General features: G+C 66.1%; 26 protein-coding genes and 2 pseudogenes. 22 read left to right on the top strand and 6 right to left on the bottom strand.

Annotated features, from left to right (window positions below; genetic code table 11):
- Positions 1–62 precede the first annotated feature (62 nt).
- The 15 genes from ACLLJI_RS15610 (at position 63) to ACLLJI_RS15540 (ending at position 12,967) form a co-directional block, all read left to right on the top strand.
- Positions 63–1,235 (top strand): flagellar hook protein FlgE, encoded by a 1,173-nt coding sequence (locus ACLLJI_RS15610; RefSeq protein WP_434614054.1) that lies wholly within the window; start codon positions 63–65, stop codon positions 1,233–1,235.
- A 98-nt stretch (positions 1,236–1,333) separates the two neighbouring features.
- The gene (locus ACLLJI_RS15605; RefSeq protein ID WP_434614051.1) at positions 1,334–1,636 is read left to right on the top strand and encodes a flagellar FlbD family protein; all 303 of its coding nucleotides are present in this window, start codon (positions 1,334–1,336) and stop codon (positions 1,634–1,636) included.
- 4 nt (positions 1,637–1,640) lie between these two features.
- A complete protein-coding gene (locus ACLLJI_RS15600; protein WP_434614048.1) occupies positions 1,641–2,462 on the top strand; it encodes a motility protein A in 822 nt (273 codons plus the stop codon).
- Positions 2,459–3,307 (top strand): OmpA/MotB family protein, encoded by an 849-nt coding sequence (locus tag ACLLJI_RS15595; RefSeq protein ID WP_283559857.1) that lies wholly within the window; start codon positions 2,459–2,461, stop codon positions 3,305–3,307. Before ACLLJI_RS15600 ends, ACLLJI_RS15595 begins: the two co-directional genes overlap by 4 nt.
- Before the next feature lie 104 nt (positions 3,308–3,411).
- Positions 3,412–4,314 (top strand): flagellar motor switch protein FliM, encoded by a 903-nt coding sequence (locus tag ACLLJI_RS15590; protein ID WP_434614045.1) that lies wholly within the window; start codon positions 3,412–3,414, stop codon positions 4,312–4,314.
- Positions 4,311–5,018: a flagellar motor switch protein FliN gene (fliN, locus tag ACLLJI_RS15585; RefSeq protein ID WP_434614042.1), complete on the top strand. Its 708-nt coding sequence runs from the start codon at positions 4,311–4,313 to the stop codon at positions 5,016–5,018. The genes ACLLJI_RS15590 and fliN overlap by 4 nt, the downstream gene beginning before the upstream one ends.
- Positions 5,019–5,567: a flagellar biosynthetic protein FliO gene (gene fliO, locus ACLLJI_RS15580; RefSeq protein ID WP_434614039.1), complete on the top strand. Its 549-nt coding sequence runs from the start codon at positions 5,019–5,021 to the stop codon at positions 5,565–5,567. It begins immediately after the preceding gene.
- Positions 5,564–6,538 carry a flagellar type III secretion system pore protein FliP gene (fliP, locus tag ACLLJI_RS15575; RefSeq protein WP_283559861.1) on the top strand — a complete coding sequence of 325 codons (975 nt, stop codon included), beginning with the start codon at positions 5,564–5,566 and terminating at the stop codon, positions 6,536–6,538. Before fliO ends, fliP begins: the two co-directional genes overlap by 4 nt.
- Positions 6,538–6,816 (top strand): flagellar biosynthesis protein FliQ, encoded by a 279-nt coding sequence (gene fliQ / locus ACLLJI_RS15570; protein ID WP_283559862.1) that lies wholly within the window; start codon positions 6,538–6,540, stop codon positions 6,814–6,816. The genes fliP and fliQ overlap by 1 nt, the downstream gene beginning before the upstream one ends.
- Before the next feature lies 1 nt (position 6,817).
- Positions 6,818–7,576 carry a flagellar biosynthetic protein FliR gene (locus ACLLJI_RS15565; protein WP_434621593.1) on the top strand — a complete coding sequence of 253 codons (759 nt, stop codon included), beginning with the start codon at positions 6,818–6,820 and terminating at the stop codon, positions 7,574–7,576.
- Positions 7,577–8,674 (top strand): EscU/YscU/HrcU family type III secretion system export apparatus switch protein, encoded by a 1,098-nt coding sequence (locus ACLLJI_RS15560; RefSeq protein ID WP_434614035.1) that lies wholly within the window; start codon positions 7,577–7,579, stop codon positions 8,672–8,674.
- Between the two features lie 55 nt (positions 8,675–8,729).
- Positions 8,730–10,727 carry a flagellar biosynthesis protein FlhA gene (locus ACLLJI_RS15555; protein ID WP_434621590.1) on the top strand — a complete coding sequence of 666 codons (1,998 nt, stop codon included), beginning with the start codon at positions 8,730–8,732 and terminating at the stop codon, positions 10,725–10,727.
- Between the two features lie 10 nt (positions 10,728–10,737).
- The gene (locus tag ACLLJI_RS15550) at positions 10,738–11,550 is read left to right on the top strand and encodes a hypothetical protein (RefSeq protein ID WP_434614032.1); all 813 of its coding nucleotides are present in this window, start codon (positions 10,738–10,740) and stop codon (positions 11,548–11,550) included.
- 102 nt (positions 11,551–11,652) lie between these two features.
- On the top strand, positions 11,653–11,901 hold the full coding sequence (gene csrA, locus ACLLJI_RS15545; RefSeq protein ID WP_283559867.1) for a carbon storage regulator CsrA: 249 nt from the start codon (positions 11,653–11,655) through the stop codon (positions 11,899–11,901).
- An 88-nt stretch (positions 11,902–11,989) separates the two neighbouring features.
- A complete protein-coding gene (locus ACLLJI_RS15540) occupies positions 11,990–12,967 on the top strand; it encodes an aldo/keto reductase (RefSeq protein ID WP_434614029.1) in 978 nt (325 codons plus the stop codon).
- 200 nt (positions 12,968–13,167) lie between these two features.
- Here ACLLJI_RS15540 and ACLLJI_RS15535 read toward each other — a convergent pair whose 3' ends face one another.
- The 3 genes from ACLLJI_RS15535 to ACLLJI_RS15525 all read right to left on the bottom strand — a co-directional run bounded on the left by ACLLJI_RS15535 (position 13,168) and on the right by ACLLJI_RS15525 (position 15,810).
- Positions 13,168–14,157 carry a metal-dependent hydrolase gene (locus ACLLJI_RS15535; protein ID WP_434614026.1) on the bottom strand — a complete coding sequence of 330 codons (990 nt, stop codon included), beginning with the start codon at positions 14,155–14,157 and terminating at the stop codon, positions 13,168–13,170.
- A 134-nt stretch (positions 14,158–14,291) separates the two neighbouring features.
- Positions 14,292–15,287 (bottom strand): magnesium/cobalt transporter CorA, encoded by a 996-nt coding sequence (corA, locus tag ACLLJI_RS15530; RefSeq protein ID WP_434614023.1) that lies wholly within the window; start codon positions 15,285–15,287, stop codon positions 14,292–14,294.
- A gap of 49 nt (positions 15,288–15,336) precedes the next feature.
- Positions 15,337–15,810: an Lrp/AsnC family transcriptional regulator gene (locus tag ACLLJI_RS15525; RefSeq protein ID WP_283559871.1), complete on the bottom strand. Its 474-nt coding sequence runs from the start codon at positions 15,808–15,810 to the stop codon at positions 15,337–15,339.
- 162 nt (positions 15,811–15,972) lie between these two features.
- Between ACLLJI_RS15525 and ACLLJI_RS15520 the strand changes: the two genes are divergently transcribed.
- Both ACLLJI_RS15520 and ACLLJI_RS15515 read left to right on the top strand, forming a co-directional pair.
- Positions 15,973–17,268 (top strand): MFS transporter, encoded by a 1,296-nt coding sequence (locus tag ACLLJI_RS15520; RefSeq protein WP_434614020.1) that lies wholly within the window; start codon positions 15,973–15,975, stop codon positions 17,266–17,268.
- 179 nt (positions 17,269–17,447) lie between these two features.
- Positions 17,448–17,627 (top strand): hypothetical protein, encoded by a 180-nt coding sequence (locus ACLLJI_RS15515; RefSeq protein ID WP_434614017.1) that lies wholly within the window; start codon positions 17,448–17,450, stop codon positions 17,625–17,627.
- Positions 17,628–17,725: 98 nt separating this feature from the next.
- Here the strand turns inward: ACLLJI_RS15515 and ACLLJI_RS15510 are convergent, their stop codons facing one another.
- Together ACLLJI_RS15510 and ACLLJI_RS15505 are read right to left on the bottom strand one after the other, a co-directional pair.
- Positions 17,726–18,244: an Lrp/AsnC family transcriptional regulator gene (locus ACLLJI_RS15510; RefSeq protein WP_434614014.1), complete on the bottom strand. Its 519-nt coding sequence runs from the start codon at positions 18,242–18,244 to the stop codon at positions 17,726–17,728.
- A 113-nt stretch (positions 18,245–18,357) separates the two neighbouring features.
- On the bottom strand, positions 18,358–19,623 hold the full coding sequence (locus tag ACLLJI_RS15505) for an MFS transporter (protein WP_434614011.1): 1,266 nt from the start codon (positions 19,621–19,623) through the stop codon (positions 18,358–18,360).
- A 199-nt stretch (positions 19,624–19,822) separates the two neighbouring features.
- Between ACLLJI_RS15505 and ACLLJI_RS15500 the strand changes: the two genes are divergently transcribed.
- From ACLLJI_RS15500 to ACLLJI_RS15490, 3 genes and pseudogenes are all read left to right on the top strand, one after another.
- Positions 19,823–20,230, top strand: a complete 408-nt coding sequence (locus ACLLJI_RS15500; protein ID WP_434614008.1) for a LysR family transcriptional regulator — start codon at positions 19,823–19,825, stop codon at positions 20,228–20,230.
- Positions 20,231–20,245: 15 nt separating this feature from the next.
- Positions 20,246–20,839, top strand: a pseudogene (locus ACLLJI_RS15495) (LysR substrate-binding domain-containing protein); the annotation flags it as partial.
- Entirely contained in the window at positions 20,826–21,734 is a 909-nt protein-coding gene (locus ACLLJI_RS15490) for an N-acetylglucosamine kinase (RefSeq protein ID WP_434614005.1), read from the top strand. The pseudogene ACLLJI_RS15495 and the gene ACLLJI_RS15490, both read left to right, overlap by 14 nt.
- A 194-nt stretch (positions 21,735–21,928) precedes the next feature.
- Here the strand turns inward: ACLLJI_RS15490 and ACLLJI_RS15485 are convergent, their stop codons facing one another.
- A complete protein-coding gene (locus ACLLJI_RS15485; RefSeq protein ID WP_434614002.1) occupies positions 21,929–22,918 on the bottom strand; it encodes a pirin family protein in 990 nt (329 codons plus the stop codon).
- A gap of 420 nt (positions 22,919–23,338) precedes the next feature.
- Between ACLLJI_RS15485 and ACLLJI_RS15480 the strand changes: the two are divergent.
- Positions 23,339–23,476 (top strand): annotated as a pseudogene (locus tag ACLLJI_RS15480) (hypothetical protein); the annotation flags it as partial.
- Positions 23,477–23,629: 153 nt separating this feature from the next.
- Positions 23,630–25,027 carry an NAD-dependent succinate-semialdehyde dehydrogenase gene (locus tag ACLLJI_RS15475; protein ID WP_434621587.1) on the top strand — a complete coding sequence of 466 codons (1,398 nt, stop codon included), beginning with the start codon at positions 23,630–23,632 and terminating at the stop codon, positions 25,025–25,027.
- Positions 25,028–25,077: the final 50 nt, after the last annotated feature.

Raw genomic sequence — 25,077 nt, 5'->3', positions numbered from 1 at the left:
CCAGCAACACCGCAGTTCCACCATGCTTCGCGCCTGCTTGTCCCTCCCGAAAGGAAAACACCGTGCTTCGTTCCCTGTACTCCGGTATCTCCGGGCTCCGCGCCCACCAGACCATGCTGGATGTAACCGGCAATAACATCGCCAATGTCAACACCCAGGGCTTCAAATCGTCCTCGGTGCAATTCCAGGACACGCTCTCCCAGCTCACCAAGAGTGCTTCGGCGCCGCAGCCGGCCGACGGCGGCACCAACGCCGCGCAGGTGGGTCTCGGAGTGCAGGTGGCCGGGATTTCCACCAACTTTGCGCAGGGGTCCTCCCAGTCCACGGGCAAGTCCACGGACATGATGATCTCCGGCGACGGCTTCTTCGTCACCCAACAGGGCGCGGACACGCTGTACACGCGTTCCGGTGCGCTGAACCCGGATGCGCAGGGCCGGCTGGTAACGGCCGACGGCGGCATTCTGCAGGGCTGGACGGCGGCGGCGGACGGGACAATTCCCACCGGTGGCCAGGTGGGGGACATTGTGCTCTCCGGGCAGACGCTGGCGCCCGCGGTGGCGACCTCCAGAGCCACGGCGAGCGGAAATCTGCCGCCGGAGACGGCCCCGGGGGCCGCTGCACTGGTCCGCGACATTAAGGTCTACGACGCATCCGGAAAAGTCACGAGCGCAGCCGTGTCCTTCACCAGGACCGCGGCCGGGTGGACGGCCGCCGGGGACAACGGCTCCTCCGCGACGCTGACCTTCACCAACGGTAAGCAGGCTGCCGGTAGCGGGGCCAGCGTGAGCGTCGGCGGCATTCCGGTGGACCTTTCCACCGTCACCGGGTTTGCCGGGCTGAGCACTATCAGCGCCAAGGCCGACGACGGCGGGGCCGCGGGCACGCTGGAGACCTTTTCGGTGAGCAAGGACGGGACCATCGTCGGTTCCTTCAGTAACGGCGTGACGGAACCCGTCGGCAGGATCGCCCTGGCCACCTTCACCAACCCCGGAGGCCTGGAAAAAGCCGGAAATTCCTCCTACAAGGTCAGTTCCAACTCCGGTGCGGCGACGGTGGGCACGGCCGGGTCGGCCGGTATCGGCACGCTCACCAGCGGCGCGTTGGAGATGTCGAACGTGGATCTCTCCCAGGAGTTCACCAACCTGATTGTGGCCCAGCGCGGGTTCCAGGCCAATGCCCGCATCATCACCACCTCCGATGAAGTACTCCAGGAACTGACAAATCTGAAGCGCTGACGCTGAATTGGCCGTTCCCGGCAGCTAACAAAACGCCGGAGACTGCCGACAGTAGCTTGCGACGGCCCCGTAGGGTCTGACGAGGCAAGGATGAACCGATGATCGTAGTGACCCGGCTGGATAACCGCGAGTTTGCGATCAACCCTGACCTCATCGAGCGTATCCATGCCAACCCGGACACCACTTTGGTGATGGCGGACGGTGCAAAATATATTGTCACCGAATCCCTGGCCGAAGTCATCGAACTGATCGCTCGGTACCGTGCCTATGTCATCAGTCTGGCGCGCCATGCCACCGCAGCGGTGGCGCAGCACGGCGGCCGCACCCTAACGATTGTTCCGCCCTCCGATCCCGGCAGCGAGCGGCCCGGCAATACCGTCCCGCTACCACCAGCAAGGTAACTCCATGGACCCGTCAACACTTATTGGCCTGGCCCTCGCCTTTGGCGCCCTGTTCGGCATGGTCACCCTCGAGGGCGCCCATATTCAGTCCCTGCTCCTGCCTCCGCCGATGATCCTGGTCTTTGGCGGGACCCTCGCCGTCGGGCTTGCCGGCTCCACCTTCAAGGACGTCATGCAGGCCGCGAAGGCGCTGCCCCGTGCCATCAAGGGCAAGACCACGCCGCCGACGGAAAGCATTGACCAGGTGGTCAAGCTGGCGGAGACGGCCAGAAGCGAAGGCCTGCTCGCCCTGGAACAGGAGGCCGCCAAGGTCAGCGATCCCTTCCTGCGCGGCGCCCTGCAAAACATCGCCGACGGCACGGATGGCGATGAACTGCGGATGATGCTCGAAGACGAGGTCGGTACGAAAATCAAGACCGATCATGGCGCCGCCAAGTTCTTCAACAGTCTCGGCGGGTATGCCCCGACCGTCGGCATCATCGGTACGGTCGTTTCGCTGACCCACGTGCTGGAGAATCTCAGCAGCCCGGACAAGCTGGGACCGATGATCGCCAGCGCGTTCGTCGCCACGTTGTGGGGGCTGCTGTCGGCCAACTTCATCTGGCTGCCGATCGGCAGCAGAATGGCCCGGATTTCGGAGCTGGAGGTGGAGCGGATGGTGCTGCTGATGGAAGGTGTCCTTGCCGTCCAGGCCGGCAGTCAGCCGCTGCTGCTGCGCGAACGGCTGCGGGCCATGGTCCCCGACCATGATCTGAAGACCGGCTCCGCATTGAAGGGCGCCAGCGGACCTAAGAGTCCCAAGAGCAAGGAAAAGGAAGCGGCGTGAGCGCACGTCCGCGCCGGCGGAACTTCGGGAAGCCGGCGGTACAGCACGCCGACGAACGGTGGATGGCTTCCTATATGGATATGGTCACCGTCCTGATGTGCATGTTCATCGTCCTGTACGCCATGTCCACGGTGGATTCCAACAAATTCGAGAGGCTGAAGAATTCGCTCGCCACCGGCTTCGGCGTCGAACAGACCACCAAGGTTGACACCGCCACCGGCGTCGTGGTCCCGCCGGACAAGATCAATTCGGAAGCCGAAGGCTTTGCCGATCCGGCGGTGATCCAAACGAACGTGGCCCCACCGGAATCCGTCCAGAAGGAATTGGCCCAGAAGGAAGTCGCGCGGCTGACAGCCCTGCGGGACAAGATGGAGGCCAACCTTGCGGCCATTGGCATGACTGCTGCCGTGAAGTTCAAAATCGATGAGCGCGGCCTCACCGTCCGACTGGTGAGTTCGGAGACATTCTTTATGCCCGATGATGCCCGACTGACCAGACCTACGACCGCCGTCTTGGATGCGATTGCCCCGGTCCTGGCAGAGGTGTCGTTGGATGTCTCGGTGGAGGGAAACGCAGCGCTGGTGCCGGAGTCGATTCCCAATCCGCAGTACTGGGAAATCTCCGCAGCCCGGGCCACCAACGTCGTCCGGCATCTGATCGAGGCGGATGGTATATCCCAGACCCGGATGGCCGCCGTCAGCTTTGGGGCGGCCCGGCCGGTGGGGGCGACGAACAGCGCCGACGATCTGGCCAAGAACCGCCGGGTGGATATCGTGGTGCTTTCGGACCAGCCCGAGAGCGTGCGCTCGCTGATTCCTCAGGTCCTCAAGGCCGGCGGACAGTGAGCGCCGGCTGCCGGCAGAAGAGGTTCGACGGCGGCGGCTAAGAAAGCCGCGGGTAACTGCTAACGGCGCGAACAGACCGGCCGATAGTGGCTGACGTGAGAGTAGTGCGAGAAGGAACGCCCGAAGGGACGGCCGGCAGGCAGACCTTAGGCATCGACGTTTTCGATTTCGGACGTCCCACGACGCTGGCACGTGAACACAGCCGCGTCCTGGAACTCGCCATGGAGACCTTCGCCCGGCAGTGGGGCACGCACCTGACCGCCAGGGTCCGGGTGAAGTCGCGGATTGTTTCCGGTCAAGTCCTCATGCAGACCTATGACGAGTACTCGGCGGCGTTGCCGTCCACGACGCCGATGGTGCTGTGCGCGCTCGAAGGCAACACCTCCCAGGCGGTGATTCAGTTTCCGACGGCGGCCGGTCTCGGACTAGTGGTCCATATGCTGGGCGGCAACGGGAGCCAGCCGTTGCCAAACCGGAAATTCACCCAGATCGAGCAGTCCCTGGTCCTGCATTTGATGGACGACGCACTGGAGAATCTGCGCTACTCGCTGGATTCGCTGCTGACCGTGCCTATTAAGATCGCCGGTATCCAGTACAACTCCCAGTTCGCCCAGGCAGCGGCTCCCTCGGATCTGATGATTGTGTCCTTCTTTACGATCACGGTGGGCGGAGTCAGCGCCCCCGCCACGGTGGCCATACCCGCCGAAATACTGCTCCCGCACCTGGGCGCAGCCAATCCCCTGGATACGGCCGTGCATTGCCGGGAACGCATCCTGGCGCAGCTGGTACACATTCCGGTGGATGTCTCCCTGCGGCTGACCCCCACCACCATCCGGCCTGGCACCATTTTGAACCTTGCCGTGGGAGACGTCCTTCCCCTGCCGCACCCGAAGGACCGCCCGGTCGACGTCGCCGTGGATGGCCAGCCGCTGGCCGCCGCGGCGCTGGGCTCCAAGGGATCCCGATTGGCCGGCATCATCGTTACTACCGAGGAGAACCCGCGATGAGCGCGAATCAGACCCTGCACACCGCCGCTGCCGCTGCACTGACCGACCTGCTGCCGACCGTGACCGCGCTGCGTGCGGCCGTGCATCCGGGCGGCCTGCCCGCGCGGGTATCGGTAACCGGCACCGTCATGGCCTCCTTTGTGGGTGCACTGTCCGCGGATATTGCGCTGGTGCTGACGGACGCTGCCCCGCTGGCCGGTGCCGGCGGGACGGACTCGTCCCTGGTTTCGCTGGCGGATGTGCTCCGCCCTTCCTTCGAGCGTGCCATCTCGGTGCTCGGTGCGGGCGTGCTGGGCCAATCCCGGACCGAGGACGGTGCCGCGCTGTTCTCGGATCCCGAAACCGTAATCTTCGAACTGACCGGCGCGGCGGAGACGGCGGGCTGGTTCGCCATCCGGATCCGGGAACACGCCCCGAACGGTGCTGGTGCCCGGGCCTCCGATGAATCGATGATTGGCAAACTGGGCCGGATCAACAACGTCGAAATGACCCTCACCGTCGAGATCGGGCGAACCCGCATGTCCGTGCGCGACGTGCTCGGGCTGGAACCGGGCCGCGTGATCGAGCTCGACCGCTCTGCCGGCGCTCCTGCCGACGTGCTGCTTAACGGGCGGCTGATCGCCAAGGGCGAGGTCGTCGTCGTCGATCAGGACTACGCCATCCGCATCACCAAGATTCTCGACGTCGCCGAAGCGGTCGGTTAGATGGACACGTTGATCCTCGCCCTGCGGGTGGTGCTCTCCCTCGGGGCGGTGATAGCCGTGCTCTGGCTGGTGCAGCGGCGGCTCAGCCGCGGCGCCGGTGTGCGCGGCGCCCTGGATCCGCTGAAGGTGGTCGCGAGGCGGGGTCTTGGCCAGAAAGCGTCCGTGGTGGTGGTGGAAACCGGGGGACAGCGGTTCGTGCTCGGCGTGACCGAGCACTCGGTCAACGTCCTGCACTTATCCGAGCTGCCGGTTGAAGAAGCCGCCGCCGAAGCGTTTGCCGGTACGCTGCATCAGGCACAGGCACAGGCACAGGCACAGGCACAGGCACAGTCGGAGGGGTTCGGGGCCGCCGGTCCCGCAAGGGCGCCGTTGAGCCGGCGCGAACGCAAATCGGCACTTAACGGATCCTGGCGGGGACCCATTCGGGCACCCCTGCAGGGCGAAGCCCCCAACCAGGGATCCATGGGCGGGTCCCTGGGCGGATCCATACTGTCCGCCTCCACATGGCGGCAGGCGGCCGCGGCGGCCCGGAAAGGGCTGGCCGGTTGAAAGCCGCCGTCCGGGCGCGCCGGGCGGGCAGGCCCGTTTCATGGCTGGTGCTCGCGCTACTGGCTGTCACGGCGCTCCTTTTCCTCGGCACCGCCGGTGCGCACGCTGCACCGCTGGATGCCGTTCCCGCGCACCCCCTGCCAGCGGCTCAGGTCCCGCTGGCTCCTGTCCCCTTTGTCTACGCCCCGACGGCGCAGGTCCCGCTGGCTCCTGTTCCCTTTGACCCGGCGGATCCCACCGTGCCGGCGGACCCAACGGCGCCGGCTGATCCGACGAATCCGGCCAATCCGCCGTCGTCCGACGGCGGCGTAACGGTCAAAATCAACGGTCCCGACGGCACTCCGTCCAGCGCCGTCGTAACGCTGATTGGTATCACGCTGCTCTCCGTTGCGCCGGCACTGCTGCTGATGATGACCTCGTTCACCAAGATCTTTGTGGTGCTGGCGATGACGCGCAATGCCCTGGCCCTGCCCAATATTCCGCCGAACCAGGTGCTGGCCGGCCTGGCGCTCTTCCTGTCCTTCTTCATCATGATGCCGGTCCTAACGGACGTGAATAACCTGGCCGTGCAGCCCTATCTGGGCGGGCACCTCGATTTCGGTGCGGCGGTTGAGGCGGCATCGAAACCGCTGCAGACCTTCATGCTTGCGCACACCCGGCAGGAGGACATTGCCCTGATGACGCGGGCCGCGGGGATGGATAATCCTGCCAGTGCTGCCGACGTGCCGATGACCACGCTCATTCCGTCGTTCATGATTTCCGAGCTCCGGGCCGCCTTCATCATCGGTTTCGTCATTTTCATCCCGTTCCTGATTATCGACATTGTGGTCTCCTCGGCCCTGATGTCGATGGGCATGATGATGCTTCCGCCGGTGATGGTTTCGCTGCCCTTCAAGATCCTGCTGTTTGTTCTGGTGGACGGCTGGGGCATGGTCATTACGGCGCTGATCCAGAGTTACCGGGGCGGCTGATGGATACCAACGCCGTTCTGGACATCGGAACACAGGCGCTGCTGACGGCGGCGAAGCTGGCCGCCCCGGTCCTGCTGACCGCGCTCGCCGTCGGCCTGCTCATCTCGCTGCTGCAGTCGATCACGCAGATCCAGGAGGTCACGCTCTCCTTCGTGCCTAAAGCCATCGCTGTGGCCGTGGTGCTGTTGATCGCCGGGCACTGGATGATCACCGAGATGGTCACGTTCACGCATGAAATGTTCGCCAAGATCCCCGCCCTGCTCAATGGCGGCGGCTGAGGTGGCGCTCACGCTGAACCCCGCCTGGCTGGAGGCGTTGATGCTTGCCAGCGTGCGGATGGTGGCGTTCTTTGTGGTGGCCCCGCCCTTTTCCTACAACGGATTCCCGCTGCGGATCAAGGCCATGCTGGGGCTGGGGCTGGCCTTGGCCGTGTCGCCGAAGGTGGCGCCGGCCTACAAATCCGTCGATACCGCCGGCTTCATCACCGGCCTGGTGCTGGAGGTGGTAGTGGGTGCGTCCCTGGGCTTTTTGGTGCTGCTGATCTTTTCTGCGGTCCAGTCGGCCGGCAGCCTGGTGGACATGTTCGGCGGGTTCCAGATGGCCCAGGCCTTCGACCCGCAGGCGATGCTCAACGGGGCCCAGTTCACCCGGCTGTTCCAGATGACCACCCTCGCTCTGCTCTTCGCCTCGGACGGCTACCAGCTGGTGATCGGCGGAATGGTCCGCAGTTTCACCGCGCTGCCGTTGGGCGGCGGGATCGACCTGACGCACCCGGTTCAAGCCATGACCGCGGCCACCGGACTGATGTTCCTGGCCGCCGTCCAGATCGCCGGACCGCTGTTGGTGGTGCTGTTCCTGGCCGACGTCGGGCTTGGACTGCTGACCCGGGTGGCACCGGCGCTGAACGCGTTCGCGCTGGGCTTTCCGTTGAAGATTTTCCTCACGCTGGCCCTGGCCGGTGCGGTGTACGCCGCCCTGCCCCGGATTGTTGCGGCGCTGGCCGGCCAGGCGTTCAGCCAGTTGTCAGGGGGCGGCTAGATGTCGGATTCACAGGAACGCACCGAAGACGCCACACAGAAGCGGATGAAGGAGGTCCGTTCCAAGGGCCAGTTGTCCCGGTCCCAGGACGTCACCGCGTGGCTGGGTGTGGGCGCCGCCGCCATCATGCTGCCGATCACCATCGCACGGGCCGGCGACGCCGCGGCGGATCAGCTGTTCAGCATCCGTGTCGTCGCGTCCAACCCCGATCCCGGCCGGGCCCTCGCTGCCCTCGGCGCCGGGTGCGCGTCGCTGGCCGCCACCCTGACGCCATTGCTGGTGGTGGTGGCCCTGGCCGTACTGGCCGGGGCGGCCCTGCAGGGTGGCATCCACTTCAAGAAATTTGAGGTCAAATTCGATCACTTTGACCTGTTGAAGGGACTCAAGCGGGTCCTCGGCACGCAGGCGCTGTGGCAGGGTCTCAAAGCGCTGCTGAAGACCGCCGTCGTCGGCCTGGTTCTTTATGCCGTGGTTCAGGGCCTCATGCCCGTACTCCTCAATGCCGGGGGACTGCCGGTCAGCGCGCTGCTGTCCGCGGCGGGCGGCGGCGTTGCCTCGATGCTGGAGTTCGCGGTGGCAGCCGGTCTGGTGCTGGCCGCCGCGGACGTTTTTGTCGTCATGCGGCGGAACCGGAAGAAGACGCGGATGACCAAGCGGGAGGTCAAGGACGAGAACAAAAACACCGACGGCGACCCGCTGATCAAGTCCCAGCGCCGGTCTCGGCAACTGTCCATGAGCCGGAACCGCATGATCACCGCCATCTCAAGCGCCGACGTCGTCCTGCTGAATCCGACGCATCTCGCGGTCGCGGTCAAGTACGAGCCAGGGAAATCGGCGCCGCGGGTGGTGGCCAAAGGGGCCGGACACATGGCGGCGCGGATCCGCCGGGAGGCCGAATCCAAGGGCGTGCCGATGATCCGTGACGTTGCGCTGGCACGTGCCCTGCATGCAGGCTGCGCGCTAGGTCATGAGATTCCTCTTGAGCTTTACGACGCCGTGGCCCGGGTGCTGGCCTTTGTGCTGGCGCTGAAATCCCGGGGCCGGCCCAGCCGGCCCCAGACCATGACCGCGCTTCCGTTGATATCCGAAGGAACCTAGAGTGAACCGCAACTTCTCTAAGCTCGCCGTGCCCGTGGGCGTGGTGGGCGTCATAATGCTGCTGATCGTGCCGATCCCGGCGCCGCTGCTGGATGTGCTGATCATCATCAACATTCTGCTGGCGCTGGTGACGCTGCTGACCACCATGTTCGTGAAAAAGCCGCTCGACTTCTCGGTCTTCCCGTCCCTGCTGCTGGTGGCGACGCTGTTCCGGCTGGGACTCAACGTCTCCTCCACCCGGCTGGTGCTCGGACAGGCGCACGCCGGGGCCGTCATCAACGCCTTCGGCAAGGTCACGGTGGGCGGCTCGCTGATCATCGGCTCGGTGATCTTTATGCTGCTGGTGGTCATCCAGTTTGTGGTGGTGACCAAGGGCGCCGAGCGGGTTGCCGAGGTGGGGGCGCGCTTCACCCTTGATGCCATGCCGGGCAAGCAGATGGCCATTGACGCAGATCTCAACGCCGGGCTGATCACCGATGTGCAGGCGCGTGAACGGCGGGCGGAGGTGTCCGCGGAAGCCGACTTCTACGGTGCGATGGACGGCGCGTCGAAGTTCGTTAAGGGTGATGCGATCGCCGGCATCATCATCATCGTCATTAACCTTGTCGGCGGGATCGCCATCGGCATGGCCCAGCGTGGCATGTCCATCACGGACGCGCTCAACACCTATGCCTTGCTCACCATCGGCGACGGGCTGGTCACCCAGATTCCCGCCCTGCTGATGGCCGTTTCCACCGGTATGATAGTGACCCGCTCCAACGCCGAATCGGACATGGGCACCACAGCGTCGGCGCAGCTGGGGCAGTCCCGGACGGCCCTGCAGATTGCCGGCCTGGCCGCCATCGCCATGGGCCTGATCCCGGGCATGCCGGTCATTCCCTTTATGCTGGTGGGGATCGGACTCCTGATCGCCTCGCAGCGGATCAAAACCAAGGACCGGGCTGACAAGGCCGCCAGCGCTGCAGCGGCGGCGCAGGAGGCGGCTGCTCCGCGCCCCGAAACGACGGAGGACCTGATCGAAGCGATGCGGGTGCACGCGGTGGAGATCCTGCTGGCCCCGGACCTGGTGGACCTGGTCTCGGGTGCCTCCGACGACCTGTTGGCCAGGGTGCGTTCGCTGCGGCACAAGATCGCCATGGAACTGGGCCTGGTGGTCCCGCCGGTGCGCACCCGGGACAGCGTGGAGCTTCCCTCGGGCAGCTACGTGATCAGGATTGCCGGCGTGGAGGCCGGGCGCGGGACGGCGCCGGGGGGGAAGGTGCTGGCGCTCGGTGAGAACCTGGAAGGGCTGCCGGGAGTCACCACGGCGGAGCCGGTGTTCGGCCTGGCCGGCAAATGGATCCCGGCGGAGCTGCGGCACAGCGCCGAGATGGCCGGGGCAACCGTCATAGACCGCGTCTCCGTACTGGTCACGCATTTGTCCGCCATCGTCACGGACAACGCCCCCCGCTTGCTCTCCCGCGAAGACGTCCGAGTGCTGACGGACGGGGTCCGAGCGGTCAATCCCTCCGCGGTGGAGGAGCTCATCCCAGGGGCCCTGTCCCTAGCCGAGGTGCAGCGTGTGCTGCAGGGCCTGTTGGCGGAGCAGGTACCGATCAACGATCTGCCGCGCATCTACGAGGCGCTCACGCTGCGGGCCAAGGTGGCCACGGATCCGGAGGGTCTGATCGAAGCCTCACGGCAGGCGCTGGGACCCGCGCTCGCGGCACGTTACTTGGATGGCCAGACGCTCTCCGTCATCATGATCGACCCGCTGCTGGAACAATCCATGCTCGAGGCGGTGCGGCCCTCGGAGCAGGGTACTCAGATTGTGATGCACGCCGGCCGCGTTGAGGCGGTGCTGGAATCTTTGAAGTCTTCCGTCGCCGCGGCCGGCGCACTGGGCCGGGACGTGGTGCTGGTGTGTGCGCCCGCGCTGCGTCCGGCCGTCCGGCGGCTGGTGTCAGCGCAGTCCGGTGGCCTGCCGGTACTTTCATATCAAGAGGCGACGGCGGCCAATGTGGCCATTGAAACGGTAGGGGTGGTACGTGGTGTCGAGCAGATTTCAGCTTAGGGGCGAGTCCATGGAGGGGATTGAATGGAAGCTGTTTAACAGCCATGGCAGCGCGGCCCGGATCATCGCGGCCGAAAAGGTCTCCGAAGGCGGGCTTGGCGGGTTCTTCGCGCGGCACTTTTTTGAGGTCACGGTGGAAGTTGACGGCGCCGTCGTGCCGGCAGCCGCCGCACGGCCTGCACGGACCGGTATAAGCGCGCTGCTGAAAGAGGCCGACGCAGCGGACGCCGCCGCGAACGGGGCACGGTTCCCGACCGTTTCGACCGTTTCAAACGGCTTCGCGGCGCTGCTGGAAGACCTCACGGCGGCAGCCCCGGCGGACGGGGCCCCGGAGGTTACTGACGCGCCCGCCCTCGTTTCCGGATCCGGCAAGGTGGTCATGGTTGTCGGGCTGGCTGCGGATCCGATGGAAATCACCCGATCTATGGGCCGGGTGCTCAAGGACGCGGAGATCAGAACCGCCGGAGCGATCAAATCCATGGGGACCGAACATGTTGCGGGGCGCATCGGTCTGGCGGCTGCGCGTGCAGCCGGCGTGGCGGCCGGGCGGACGGTGATCATCGCTTTCGGGATCAGCCCGGGGGGCCACGTCCCGTCCGCTGCCCTCAGCGAGGTGGATGCGGATCAGGTCTGGGTGGCGGTGGATGCCGCACGCAAGCCGGCCGACACGGCGGTCTGGGTGGACAGGGTCGGCTGGGCCGTGAAGGCAGATGCCCTGGCCGTGCTGGGCAGCACGGAAACCCTGACCCCTGGCACGGTCCTTGAACTGGGACTGCCGGTGGGCTGGATCGAGAGCGGTCCGGCCACCGCCGCGGATCTGTAACGGCTCGTTGCCTGGCCTGGCCCGTCCCCGCCGGCTTCAGCCCCTGGGGAGGGCCCATGCCAGGCAACATATCGTTTCCTCAAGGCAAGGTAGGCTCAAACAGTGCTGGTACTAACACGGAAGCTCGGTGAAAAGCTTCTCATCGGGGAGGACATCGTCATCACGCTCCTCGACGTGCGCGGAGACAGCGTCCGGCTAGGTATTGACGCCCCGCGCGGCATCACTATTGCCCGCGCCGAGGTCATCGAGGCGGTCAGCGCGGCAAATATCGCAGCGGTGCAAACCGATGCCGCAACCGAGGAGCAGATTAAGAACATGCTGGGCCACGCTTTTCCGGGAAAGGCGACCTGAGCAGGACCGGTGGCCGGAACCCTTGACGCGGGCCGTGCAGCCTCTAGCGTTGACGGGGGGACCAATCGACGAAGAGGAAGCATCAGCCATGAAGAAAATCTCATTGGGATCACAGGGTCTGGAAGTTTCCAGGTTGGGGCTGGGCTGTATGGGGATGTCGGCCTTCTACACCGGCAGCGGTGCGGACGACGCCGGCGCCATCCGCACCATCCACCGCGCACAGGAACTGGGGGTCACGTTTTTCGACACGGCCGAAATGTACGGACCGTATCTCAACGAGGAGTTGCTGGGCAACGCGTTCGCGGGACGGCGTGACGAGGTCGTGATCGCCACGAAATTCGGCACCCTCCTGCACCGCGGTGATGGCAGCCGCGGGCTGGACGGCAGCGCCGAAAACATCCGGCTGTCCGTGGAGGGATCCCTCAAGCGCCTGAAGACGGACTACATAGATCTGTACTATCAGCACCGGATGGATCCCGGCACTCCGATCGAGGATACGGTAGGTGCCCTGGCGGAGCTGATCCAGGAGGGGAAGATCCGTCACTATGGTTTATCCGAGGCAGCGCCGGAAACGATCCGCCGGGCGCACGCGGTGCACCCGGTTACGGCAGTTCAGACGGAGTATTCGCTCTGGTCACGGGATCCGGAAAAGGAGATCCTGCCGACCGTCCGGGCGCTGGGGATCGGGTTCGTGCCGTATTCCCCACTGGGACGCGGCTTTCTGACCGGCACGATCAGGTCCGTGGATGAGCTCGATGATTCCGATTTCCGCCGGCAGAACCCGCGATTCGAGGGCGACAACCTGAAGGCCAACATCCGCATCGTGGAGCAGGTGGATGCGGTGGCCGCCGAAGCCGGGGCCGCGCCCGGGCAGGTGGCTCTGGCCTGGCTGCTCGCCCAGGGGGATGACATAGCGCCCATCCCCGGGACCAAGCGGATCGCTTACCTGGAGGAAAACGTGGGCGCCGATGCGCTGGTGCTCACACCCGGGCAGCTTGCGGAGCTGAGCGATCTGCCGGCCGCCGCGGGAGACAGGTATGCGGACATGTCCCCCCTGAACAAGTAAGCGCTGAACAAGTAGCTGTTGAATCAGTAGCCACTCGTCCCAGGCCGTGTCTCAGAGCGGGGCATTCGCGCTAAAGCGGGCGTTCGCTGGCCCGTCAAAGCGGGGCTGGCTCGCGACGAAGGGGCTCGCTCGCGAGAGCGGAGCTGCGCAGCACCGTTGTCGCGGCTCCGCCCCGTCATCGGCGCCCTGAGCTTGCCTCATCACGGCGCACCGGTACGGGTGACCATCCGCAGCACCGTGGTTCCCTGGTCCTCCAAGGCGGTGAGGTCTACGGCGATCCGGCCGAGGCGCGCCAGCGAATCGACGTGCGTGCCGCCGCACGGGATGCGGGCCTCCCCCTCGGGCAACGCGCACACCCAGCACCGGCGGGCCGTGAGGCCGCCGCCGTCGCACTCTATCTGCACGGGCGCGCCGGCACGGACCCAGCCGGCCAGGGTTTCGTCGATGGACCCGGTGAGCGCGCCCAGCTCCGCGACCAGACCGTCGGCGTTGAACCCTTTGCGCCGCAGGGACTTGTTCAGCCGGAAAACGTCCACCGACCCGTATTCCTCGATGCTGGAGGAGGCAATGGCCGCGCCGTCAAAGTCCGGGCAGCCCAAGGCATCGGCACGGGTTTCCTTGGACCACCGCTGTGCCAGCGCGCGGTTCAAGGCCAGCGACGCCGCGTGGCAGGCGCTGTGTCCGGCGCTCAAGGCGGCGCGGTGGTCCGCATCAATGTAAACTTCGACGGCGGCGCCCTCGGGCAGGCGCGCACCAGCCGGCAGCAGGTGGACCACCACGAAATTCCAGCCTTCGGTTCCCTTGCGGACCGGGATATCGCCGCCGATGAACAGGTCCTGGCCGTTCGTCGCGGCCACAACGCAGTCCAGCACCGGCCATTGGCCTGGCTGATCTACGGCACCGGCTTTTACGGCACCGGCTTTTACGGCACCGGCTTCTCCGGCACCGGCCAGGCGGATCACCGCACGGTCCGGGCCCTGGTCAGGCCAGCCGGCGTCCACCGGATGGCACGGCGTGGTGTCCAGCAGGACTGCCAGCCTGCCGTCGTCGTGCTCCTGCCTGTGCTGGAGGAGCGGACCGTGATGGTGCAACTGACTGGGATTAAGCAGCTGAGTGTGCAGCACGACGGCTTTTCCCGAGGTTTGCCCGGCAGGGTAGGTAACGAGGGTGTCGGATACGGGAAGTGTCATGGAAAACAGCGTAGCCGCACGGATCTGAATTCCGGCGGCACCGGACGCGGGTTGAATGGGGATGGAGATTTCGGAACTACAGCGTCCCGCAGCGCCAATGATGCTCGCTGGCCCATGCACGTCCTTGCTTCCGTCTAGAGCCACTTCTTCCGTTTGAACACCGTGTACATCAGGGCACAGAGGGCCAGCATCAGCCCGATCGCAAAGGGGTAGCCGAACGTCCAGGACAGCTCGGGCATGATGTGGAAGTTCATCCCGTACACCGAGGCGACGAAGGACGGGGCAAAGAAGATTGCAGCCCAGGAGGAGATCTTTTTGAGCTCCTCATTCTGCGCCGCGCTGGCCTCGTTCTGCCGGTTGGTGGTCAGTGTGCCGTCCACCGTCAGCGCATTCTGCAGCAGCTGACGGAAGGAATCCGCGCGGGCCGTGACGTTCTGGACGTGGTCCTGGACATCGCGCAGGGAGCGCTCGAGCTCACGGTGTACGCCGTGTTTTTCAAAACCGAGTTCCAGCGCTGTGAGCATATCCGTCAGCGGGTGAATGGCGCGCTGAAACTGGATCACCTCGCGGGAAAGCTGGTAGATGCGGCGCGAAACGGTGGGATCGCCGGCAAAGAGCTGGTCCTCGATCTCATCGATATCATTTTCCAGCCCGGCAATCACCGGCGCATAGTCATCCACCACCTGGTCCAGGATGGCGTACAGGACGGCCTCTGGCCCCAGCGCCAATAGCTCGGGATTGCCTTCCAGCCTGTGTCGCACGCGGGCCAGCCCCGGGGTCTCGGCATGCCGGATCGCGATCACGAAGTTCGTGCCGGTGAAGATGTGCAGCTCACCGAATTCCACCACCTCATCGGCATCGATGTAGTGCGCGGGCCTCAGGACGGTGAAAAGGATGTCATCATAGCGTTCCATCTTGGGCCGCTGGTGCGCCTTGATGGCGTCTTCCACCGCCAGCTCATGCAGCCCGAATTGGCCAGCGACGGAATCCATCTCGGTCGCGGTGGGGCGGAACATCCCGATCCACACCATCCCGCCGCGTTCGGCGAGCGTCGCGTAGGTCTGCTCGAGACTGAGGGGATCCGCGGTGCGCACGCCGTTGACGTAAACGGCGTTGTCGATGATGGTCACGGGTTCATTATCCGCGTCCGGGGCGGAAACGTCCTTTTAACCACGGCCATCACTGTTCTGCGGCCATGCCGCCCAGCAGTGGTTGGACACGGTAGGGGATGTGCTCGTGCAGGGCCAGCGACGTTTCGGTGCGGATGACCCCACGGATGCGCAGCAGCGCCCGCAGGGCGTTCTGCAGATGGTGGACGTCGGTGGCGGCCAGCCTGCACCAGACATCGCCGCGGCCGGAAATTTCATAGACCTCCAACACCTGCGGCTGTTTGCGCAGGGCCGCGATGACGCCGTCGAGTTCGCGGTGTGTCACCTCAATCGTGACGAAGGCGACGACGTCGTAATCGATCGCTGCCAGGTCCACCTCACGCCCGCCGTCGCGCAGCGTTCCGGAGCGCAGCAGGCGTCGGAGCCGGGTCTGCACCGTGTTGCGTGCCACGCCCAGTGTCTCGCCCAGCTCACCGATCTGGGCGCGCGGATCCCGCACCAGTTCGAGCAGCAGCTTCAGGTCCAGGGCATCGAGTTTGCTCATCGGGAGCACTCCGGTTCGGTGGTAACGGACGATGTTGATCAAAACCATCAAATATAGGCGCCGTGCGAGTTCAACTGACTCGTGTTGCTTCAGTCTATAGAGGAAATAGTACAGTTCCGGTCACCCTCCGGCAGTACCTGAGCCCCTGAGGAAATGAGCCGCATGACCGTCCTGAATGAATTACGGATGCGTCCCGTCGACGCCGGTCCCCGGGGCTGGAACGCTTCCGTATCGGCGCGCCTGGTATTGGCCGGCGTCGTCATTTTCACCCTGCTGATCGGCGCGAACCTGGCCACCCCGCTCTACCCGCTGCTGGCCGCCCGGCTGGGCTTGAGCCCCTTGGACATCACCGCCGCCTTCTCCAGCTACGTCCTCGCACTCGTGGCGGGGCTGATCCTGTTCGGGCACTGGTCGGACCATATAGGCCGCCGCGCCGCGCTCGTACTGGCCGTGCTGATCGGCCTGGCCGGCGGGCTGGTCTTCGGCGCGGCGGAGAACCTGCCGACGCTCGCTGCGGGTCGCGCTCTGCAGGGAGTCGCCGTTGCGCTCGCCACCGGTGCCAGCGCCGCTGCCCTGCGGGATCTGCTGCCCGACCGTCCGGAGTGGGCTTCCCGGTTCACTTTGCTGGCATCCTTCGGGGGTGTCGCCGCCGGCCCAGTGATCGGCGGCCTGCTGTCCCGGTTGCCGGACCCTACCCGGACCCCGTTCGTGATCCACGCCGTGGTGCTGCTGCTGCTGTTGGTGCCGCTGTATCTGCTCGACGCCCGACCTGCGATCAGGCCGGCGGCCAACGGCGCCGCACTGGCCGCGCTCAGGCCCCGCCGGCCCACTGTTTCGCGCGCGGCCCGCGGCACCTTCTGGCTGGCCGCCGGCGTCGGCTTTCTCAGTTTCGCCGTCTTCGGTTTCTGCCTCTCGCTTGCCCCCGGCTATTTTGCCGTCGCCCTGCACACCCAATCGCGGCCGCTGATCGGCGTGGTCGCCGCGCTGACCCTGGGCTCGTCCGCCCTCAGCCAGCTGCTGAGCGTTCGGGGCCGTTTCCTGGTCCCGGCCGGGCTGGCCGTGCTGGGGCTGTCCGTGCTGCTGATCGCGGTGGCCGGCGCGGCACCGTCAGCCTGGCTGTTGGTCCTGGCCAGCGTCACGGCCGGAGCGGGGCAGGGCATCGCCTTTCACATGGTCTTCAACGACGTGGCCCGCGCAGTGGAACCGGCCCGGCATGCGCAGATCATCAGCGCGGTCTATGTCATCACCTATCTGGGCAGCGCCCTGCCGGTGATCGGGATGGGTGCGGCGGCCGGCGTGTGGGGGCTGCCGACCGTGGTGGCGGGATTCGCCGCAGTCGTCGCCGCAGCCTGTGCCGTTCTCGCCGTCGTCGCCTGGCGCCGCGCCAGCCAGCCGCCGCGTGCCCACCATCATCTGAAGGGGAGGGGGCTCAGCAAGCAGGGGAAAGGCGACCGCTGAGGCGTGATGATTCCCTCCGGGCCCGGGACGATGGCGCCGTCGAAGAGGTAGGTGTTGACATTGTCCTTTCCGGCATTGTCCTTTTCCACTGACGACAAACGCTGTGAACTGTCCGCGCCCCGGCCCGGTAAGCTTGGCTACGTTGGGTTGATGTTCGATGTCCCGCGAGGAGAATTTTAGTGCCGTTGTGGTTGTTCGTTGCAATCATCGTCGCGGTCTGGCTGGCCGCCATCTTCGTCATCATTATTTTCATGATGGGCGCAGCCAGAGGCCGTGAACGCGACCGTGCCGAGTTGCAAAAGAGTCAATTGCAGCCGGCCGGCGATGGTCTCGCCAACGAATCTGACGTGGCCGCATAGACCTGTCGGGAGCCGGTGACGGCTTGACTGTGAGCCGGTGACGGCTCGCGGTACTGCGATGCTGCGGGTGCCCGTTGGGCCCGAGGATCCGGCGAACATTAAGCGGGCAGGGGGCCGGTGTTGCCCGGAAGGTGGCTGAACACGAGGGTGGTTTCGGTCTGCCCGACCACCGGATCCGTCGTGAGGTTGTCCAGCACCCAGTCGCGGAGCACATCCGTATTGGGCACGGCAATGTGCAGCAGGTAATCCACGGATCCGGAAACGTGGAAGGTGGACAGCACCTCGGGAAGCAGCGGCACCGTTCCGGTAAACCTGTCGATCTGGTCCCTGTCGTGCGCGCGCAGCCGGACGGCGATCAGCGCCTGCACCGACCGGCCGACGGCGTTCAGGTTCAGCTGCGCGTGGAAGCCCTCGATGGCGCCCCTGTCGAGGAGGGCGCGGGTGCGCATCAGTGCGGTGGATGGCGCAATGCCGACGGCGTCGGCCAGATCCCGGTTGGTGATCCGTGCGTCCGCCACCAGTGCGTCGATGATCTGACGGTCGACGGCGTCCAAGGGTTCCGGGGTCGGCCCGGCGGCGGACGGGTCACGTCGGGCGTTCTTCGCGGCCGAGGCCATGCCGGGCTCCTGGTTCTTTTCGGACCTGCCGCCCGGCGGAATGTAGGCCCGCGGCTTGGTCTTTAGGTTGAATTCTACGCAGTTGCCGGCCGTGCAGGAGCCTGTCCAAGAGGTTATCCGATCGCGGTCATTTTCCGTGGGCGGCGTGCCTCGGTGCCTCCGGCGGGCAAAAGCAACAGCGCGGTGGACGCGGCGAGCACCGCCAGGACCGCCAGTGCCACCACCAGCGCGGTCCAGCCGGCGGACTGAAAAACGAAACCGGAAGCCCATCCGACCACGCTGGATCCGGCGTAGTAGCTGAGGTTGTACAGTGACGCGGCCTGCGCCCGGCCGGCGGGGAAGACGCTTCCGGTCCAGCCCGAGGCGATGCTGTGGGCACCGAAGAACCCGGCCGTAAAAAGCACCAGCCCGAACAGAATCAGCGGCAGACCGGCGAGGAGTGTCACCCCGAGGCCGGCGGTCATCACGGCGATGCTGCCGAGCAGGATGTTCCGCCGCCCGGCGCGCAGGGACAGCGACGCCGCCCAGCGCGAAGACACCGTGCCGGCCAGGTAGGCCAGGAAAATCAGGGCGACGGCGGCCATCGGCAGCAGGTATGGTGGCGCCTCCAGTCGGAAGCCCATGTAGTTGTACACGCTCACGAACGAGCCCATCAGCAGGAACGCCTGGGCGTAGAGGGCCAGCAGCCGCCGGTGGCGCAGCGCCGGGAGCAGCCGGGACAGCGCCTGGCCGAAGCTGTTCCGCGGCGCCGGAGTAAAGCCGCGCGGTTCCGGAGCCAGCAGCAGAAACCCAGCGGCGGCCGCCGCTGAAACAACCGAAACGGCAAGGATCCCGACCCGCCAGCCGGCCAGTTCTGCGATCGGGCCGGCCAGCAGCCGGCCGAGCAGACCGCCAACGGTGGTACCGGCGACGTAGGCTCCGGCGGCCATCGCTGCGTGCACCTTGTTGATCTCCTCATTCAGGTAGGCGATGGCCAAGGCCGGGATTCCGCCCAGCGCCATTCCCTCCAGCGTTCGAGCCGTCAGAAGGACCGGAAAGTTCGGGGACAGCGGCGCCAGCAGCCCCAGAATAGTGGCCGCGATGATGGCGGTCCCCATCACTGCGATCCGGCCGAACCTGTCCGCCGCAAAGGACCACGGAATGACCGTCACTGCCAACCCGATGGTGGCCACCGAGATGGTCAGGCCCGCCTGTGCGGCGGTGATCTGCAGGTCCCGCGCCAGCAAGGGCAGCAGCCCTTGAACCGAATACAACTGGGCAAAGGTGGCGATTCCAGCGCATAACAGGGCCAATAGAACCCGGCGGTAACCGCGGCTTCCCTTGTTGTGGCCCAGCCATGGCTGTTCAAGGGGCGGGGTTTCCTGCGGGGACGAGTTCACCCTTCCAGCGTAGAAAACAGGATTGGATGCGTCTAATGCATGTTTAGCGATAATTGATAGCAGCCGATCATATGACGTGGAGCTGCACTCTGTCAGTACGGCACTGGTCAGGCACTGGTCGGGACAGCACTGGTCACGACGGCACTGGGCGAACGGCATTCGTCGACCGGGACGGGTCGGACCGCATGGGGGAATTCTAATGAACGAGACGGACTACCGGGATCTGCTGCGGCTGCTGCCGGTGATCCCGATCCTGGTGACGTTGGGGAGAACCGGCAGGATCACCGAGACCGCGGAACTGCTGAACTTTCCACAGCCCACGGTGAGCCGCGCGCTCGCCCGGGCCGCCGCCGTCGTCGGCACCGAACTCACCGTGCGGAACGGACGCGGCATCCGGTTGACCCCGGCAGCGCAGTTGCTCATCCCCCGGCTCCAGGCCGCCCTCGCCGAGGTGCAGGCCGGGCTCTATGAGGTGCGGACGCAGTCGAAGCAGGCACGCGGCCGGGTTGCCGTAGCATTTCAACACACCTTCGGGGAGGCAACCCTTCCGCTGCTGATCAGGGCATTCAGTTTGCAGCACCCGGCCGTGACCTTTGCGCTCCTGTAGGGCCCGCGCGCCGAATGCCTGGCAGCCCTGACCGAGGGCCGGGTGGACCTGGCCATCGTGGCCCCAGTGCCGGAGGTCACCGGGACGCTGGGTGCGGAACTGTTGTATGCCGAACCTTTGCGGCTCGTGGTACCGCAGAATCATCGGCTCGCGGCACACCGCAGCGTCCGGTTGGAGGATGCCCGGACCGAGGGATTTGTCGTGCTCGGTGAGGGGTTCGGACTCCGGTCGATCTTCGACGGCCTGTGCCGGGAAGCGGGGTTTAAGCCCCGTATCACTTTCGAGGGGCAGGATTCGCACACCCTGCGCGGGCTGGTTTCCGCCGGGCTGGGGGTCAGTGTGCTGGCCCCCTCCGGAGTCGATCACCTCACCCCGGTGACCAGTCCGCTGGGCTGGAAGGAGTTGGTGATCGAGGCGCCCGTGGCCCAGCGGGAGATTGGTCTGGCCTGGCGGATCCGGGCCCGGGAACCGGATCCGGTCAGGCGTTTCCGCGAGCTGGCACTGGCCGACGGCAGGCCCCTGCTGCGCCGTGCTTTTTGCCGGCAGCGCGGGTCTGGATACCGGCTTTCCGGGTGCCCATGGCTAGTCTATGGAGGTGACCATCGATGAGACCGGAACCGCCTCCCGTACCGTCAGCATCATCGGGCTGGATATCGGCGGGTCCAAAACCAGGGGCATCCGATGGCGCGATGGCGTGATCGAGGTCGACGCCGAGGCGGGCAGCGCCAACGTGCAGAACGTCAGCCGTGAGGAAGCGGCGGCGAACCTCGGAGCGATATTCGCCAAGGTCGGCGGAGCCGACGTTTCACAGGTTTTCGCGGGCTCCGGCGGCGTTGACACCGACGACGACGCCGCGGCGCTGGCCGCGCTGATTGCCCCGCATGTAACCGGCGCCAAGGTGACCGTGGTCCATGACACCCGTCTGCTCCTCGCCGCCGGTGGTGCCGATACCGGCGTGGCGGTCATTGCTGGCACCGGTTCGGCCGCCTGGGGGACCAACGCCGCCGGCGCGCAAGCCCGGGCCGGGGGCTGGGGCTACCTGCTCGGTGACGAGGGCAGTGGGTACTGGTTCGGGCGCGAGGCCGTACGGCATAGTCTGCACAGGATGAACCTGGGGATGGCGCCGGACGTCCTGACTCGTGCCCTGCTGGCGGAATGCGGGCTGCAGGCTCCGGGCGAGCTGATTGCACATTTCCACGGCGCTACAGGCCGGCGCTACTGGGCGGCGATGTCGCCGCTGGTCTTTGACGCCGCCGCAGCAGGGCACCCGGAGAGCCTGGCGATGATCCATCAGGGTGGTGGGGACCTCGCTGCGCTCGCCGCCCAATGCGCCGAACAGTTGAATATTTCCGGGCCGATTGTGCTGGGCAGCGGGCTGGGCATGAACCAGCCACCGCTGCAGGACGCATTCAAGGCCCATCTGGCCACTTTTGGTCTGATCGATGTGCGGGTGCTCGCGCAGGATCCCATTTTCGGCGTCCTGAGGCTGACCTCCGGGGTTTAGCGCCGGGCCGTGGCTGTCCCGGCGCAGCGGACGCCCGCCCGCCGTGAATCCCGTCTGCCCGTGGTCCTGCCGCCCGGGACCCGGCCGCCCATCTGCTGCGGAAATGGACCGGTGCCGCGGGAATTTCCACGGCAGCGGTCCATCTCCACGGCAGCGGTCCATCTCCACGGCATCCGGCCGAAGCACCCTACCGACTAAGAACCGCACCGCCGCCGTGGTGAAAGCCGGACTGCGGGCATCGGCGGGGCCGGAATCCGCCCGGCCTCGGCTTTCGCGTCGGGACCGTGCCCGCGGACCTCGGGGAACCGGCCGCTGCGGTCCTCCCAATCCTGCCGGGCGCGGACGATTTCGTCGTGGTTCCTGCCGACGAAGTTCCACCACATCAGCAGTTCTTCTTCGAACGGCTCGCCGCCGATCAGGAGGAACCTGGCACCCTCGGCAGCGGCAGCGTCCAACCCGCTCCGACCTGTGCCCAGATGCGCCAGCGGTCCCGGTGATACTGGTACGCCGTCGATCTTCAGGGCTCCGTCCAACGCCAGCACAGCGTGCTCGAAACCCGGATCCAGCGGCATCGACACCTCTCCGGCAGCGCCAACGGACACGTCCGCGGCCAGCAGGGGCGTATGGACCAGCGCAGGGGAGACGGCTCCGCCGAGGCTGCCGATGATCACGGTAGCGGCGTAGTTGCGGCCGTGCAGAACCGGGAGCTCGGAGTGTTGCTCGAACCGGGGTCCCTGCTGACGCACCCGATCCGGCAGCGCAACCCACAGCTGCAGGCCACGGAGGGTCCCGTCGTCGTCCTCCTTCGGCGGCCGCACCGAAAACTCGGAATGCGCGACGCCGGCACCGGCTGTCATGAGGTTCAGCTCGCCCGGGCGGACCAGGACATCCGAGCCGAGGCTGTCGCGGTGCCTGATGGTGCCGGTCAGGAGCCAACTGACGGTCTGCAGCCCGATGTGCGGATGCGGCAGGACCGTCATGGCATCCGATCCGGGACCATAACTGTCCAGGAAACACCAGGCCCCGATCGTCGGCAATCCGCGTTGCGGCAGCGTGCGGGAAACGGTCATGGCGCGGATCCCGCCCAGCGGCACCTCGCGCGCGGGCAACAGCCGCACGGACGGGCCCTCATCATCAGACGGTGGGCACACCGTTTCCTGCGGATGGGCCTCCAGATTGCTCATGCCGCCAGTCTAGGCGCGCCGCCGGGGCACTGGTTGAACTGACTCGGCGGCACGGTATTCTCCGCCGTCTCCCGCGGCCGAAAGGATGGCCGCGCCGCCTGACCGAGAAATTCCATCCCGCACCGAGTTCCAGGCTGCCGGTCTGCGCGCTCCGGTTCCCCGGTGCCCCGCGTCGCCCCGCTGTCTTTCGAGCAGCTTGGTTTGGACCCCGGCGTGGTGCTCTACAGCGCCGTCGCGGTGCCTCCGAAGGCTGGATCCGCCCTCAGGATCAGCCGGCCGCACGACCGCGCATACTTCTTGATCGACGGCTTGTATACCGGCGTGTTGGAGGGTTTCCACAGCAGACGACGGCATCAAGGCGGCCGTGGTTGCCGGGGTCGCCGGGGTTGCCGGGGTTGCTTCGCATTCGCGGACGTGGACATGGACGCCCCGCCGACACATATCTGGCGCTCCCATGATCCTGTAGGGGTTTTGTCTCCGGTGAATGGTTTCCTGTTGGGCCGGTATTGGGAAGTGGGGCCGCAAGTCACGTTGTACCTACCGGCACCGCTGCTGCGTGGCGGTTCCAACCGCATCACGGTGCTTGAGCTGGAGCACCTTGGGACCGAACTGGAATTGCGTGACCGCCCGGACCTCGGCCCGGGCGGAACAGTACGTGCACGATCTGCCCTGACCTTTCCCTCCGGGTCGCCGTGTGGTTACGGTAGGTCTATGAGTTCATACAAAAGTGTCAACCCGGCCACCGGTAAAACCGTGCAGGAATTCCACTCCGCGACGGATGCGGACATCGAGAGTACGCTGCAGCGCTCGCATGCGGCCTTTGCCTCCTGGCGCGCTACAGAGGTCACCGAGCGCAGCCGCATCTTGACGAAAGTCGCGGCGCTGTACAGCGAGCGTAAGGAAGAGCTGGCCGCAATCATCACTTTGGAGATGGGCAAACCGGTCCGCGAGGCCCAAGGCGAGGTGGAACTGGTCGCGAGCATCTACAGCTATTACGCCACCCAGGGCCCGCGGTTCATGGAGGATGAAGAACTTGACGCGGTCGGCGGCGGCGAAGCGGTGATCCGGACCGAACCCATCGGTTCCCTGGTCGGCATCATGCCATGGAACTACCCGTACTATCAGGTGGCGCGGTTTGCGGCCCCGAACCTGATGTTGGGGAACACGGTCCTGTTGAAGCACGCTGAAAACTGCCCTCAGTCGGCGCTGGCCATCGAGCAGATCTTCAAGGATGCCGGGCTGCCGGAGGATGCGTACATCAACATCTTTGCCAGCAAGGAACAGATTGCGGACATGATCGCTGATCCGCGGATTCAGGGCGTGTCCCTGACCGGCAGCGAGCGGGCCGGATCGGCCGTGGGAGAGATTGCCGGGCGGAACCTGAAACGCTATGTGCTGGAGCTGGGCGGATCCGACCCGTTCATCGTGCTGGACAGTGATGACATGGACAGCACCGTCAAGGCGGCTGTCGCCGGGCGGATGGGGAACGCCGGCCAGGCCTGCACTGCCTCCAAACGCTTTATCGTCCAGGAGGATTACTACCAGGAATTCGTGGAAAAGTTCACCGCCCGGGCGGCAGCCCTGCAGCCCGGCGATCCGTCTGATCCGGCGACCCGGATGGGTCCGCTGTCCTCGCAGAGCGCCGCCGATGGCCTGGGTGAACAGATCGACGACGCCGTTGCCAAGGGCGCCACGGTGCACACCGGCGGTGGCAAGGTGGACGGCCCCGGCTCCTACTTCACCCCGACCGTCCTGACCGGGGTCACGCCGGACATGCGCGCCTACTCCGAGGAGCTGTTCGGCCCGGCAGCGGTGATCTACAAGGTCGCCAACGCGGACGAGGCGGTGGACCTGGCCAACGCCTCTCCGTTCGGGCTGGGAGGCTCGGTCTTCAGCGCCAGCGCAGATAAGGCCAAAGAGGTGGCGTCACGGCTGGACACCGGCATGGTCTGGATCAACTCGGTGACCGGTACCCAGGCGGACCTGCCCTTTGGCGGCGTCAAGCGCTCGGGTGTCGGCCGTGAGCTCGCCAAATTCGGGATGAACGAATTCGCTAACAAGAAGCTGATCCGGCTGCCTGCGGCGCGGCCGGCCCGGCCCGCCAGCTAGCGGCGCTCCGGCGGACGGCCCCGAAGTGCTGTCCGCTGGCGGCCCGCGCA

Source organism: Arthrobacter sp. A5 (assembly GCF_051131705.1).
In the GTDB taxonomy this organism is placed as follows: domain Bacteria; phylum Actinomycetota; class Actinomycetes; order Actinomycetales; family Micrococcaceae; genus Arthrobacter_M.
This window is presented reverse-complemented; position numbering and strand designations above follow the sequence as displayed.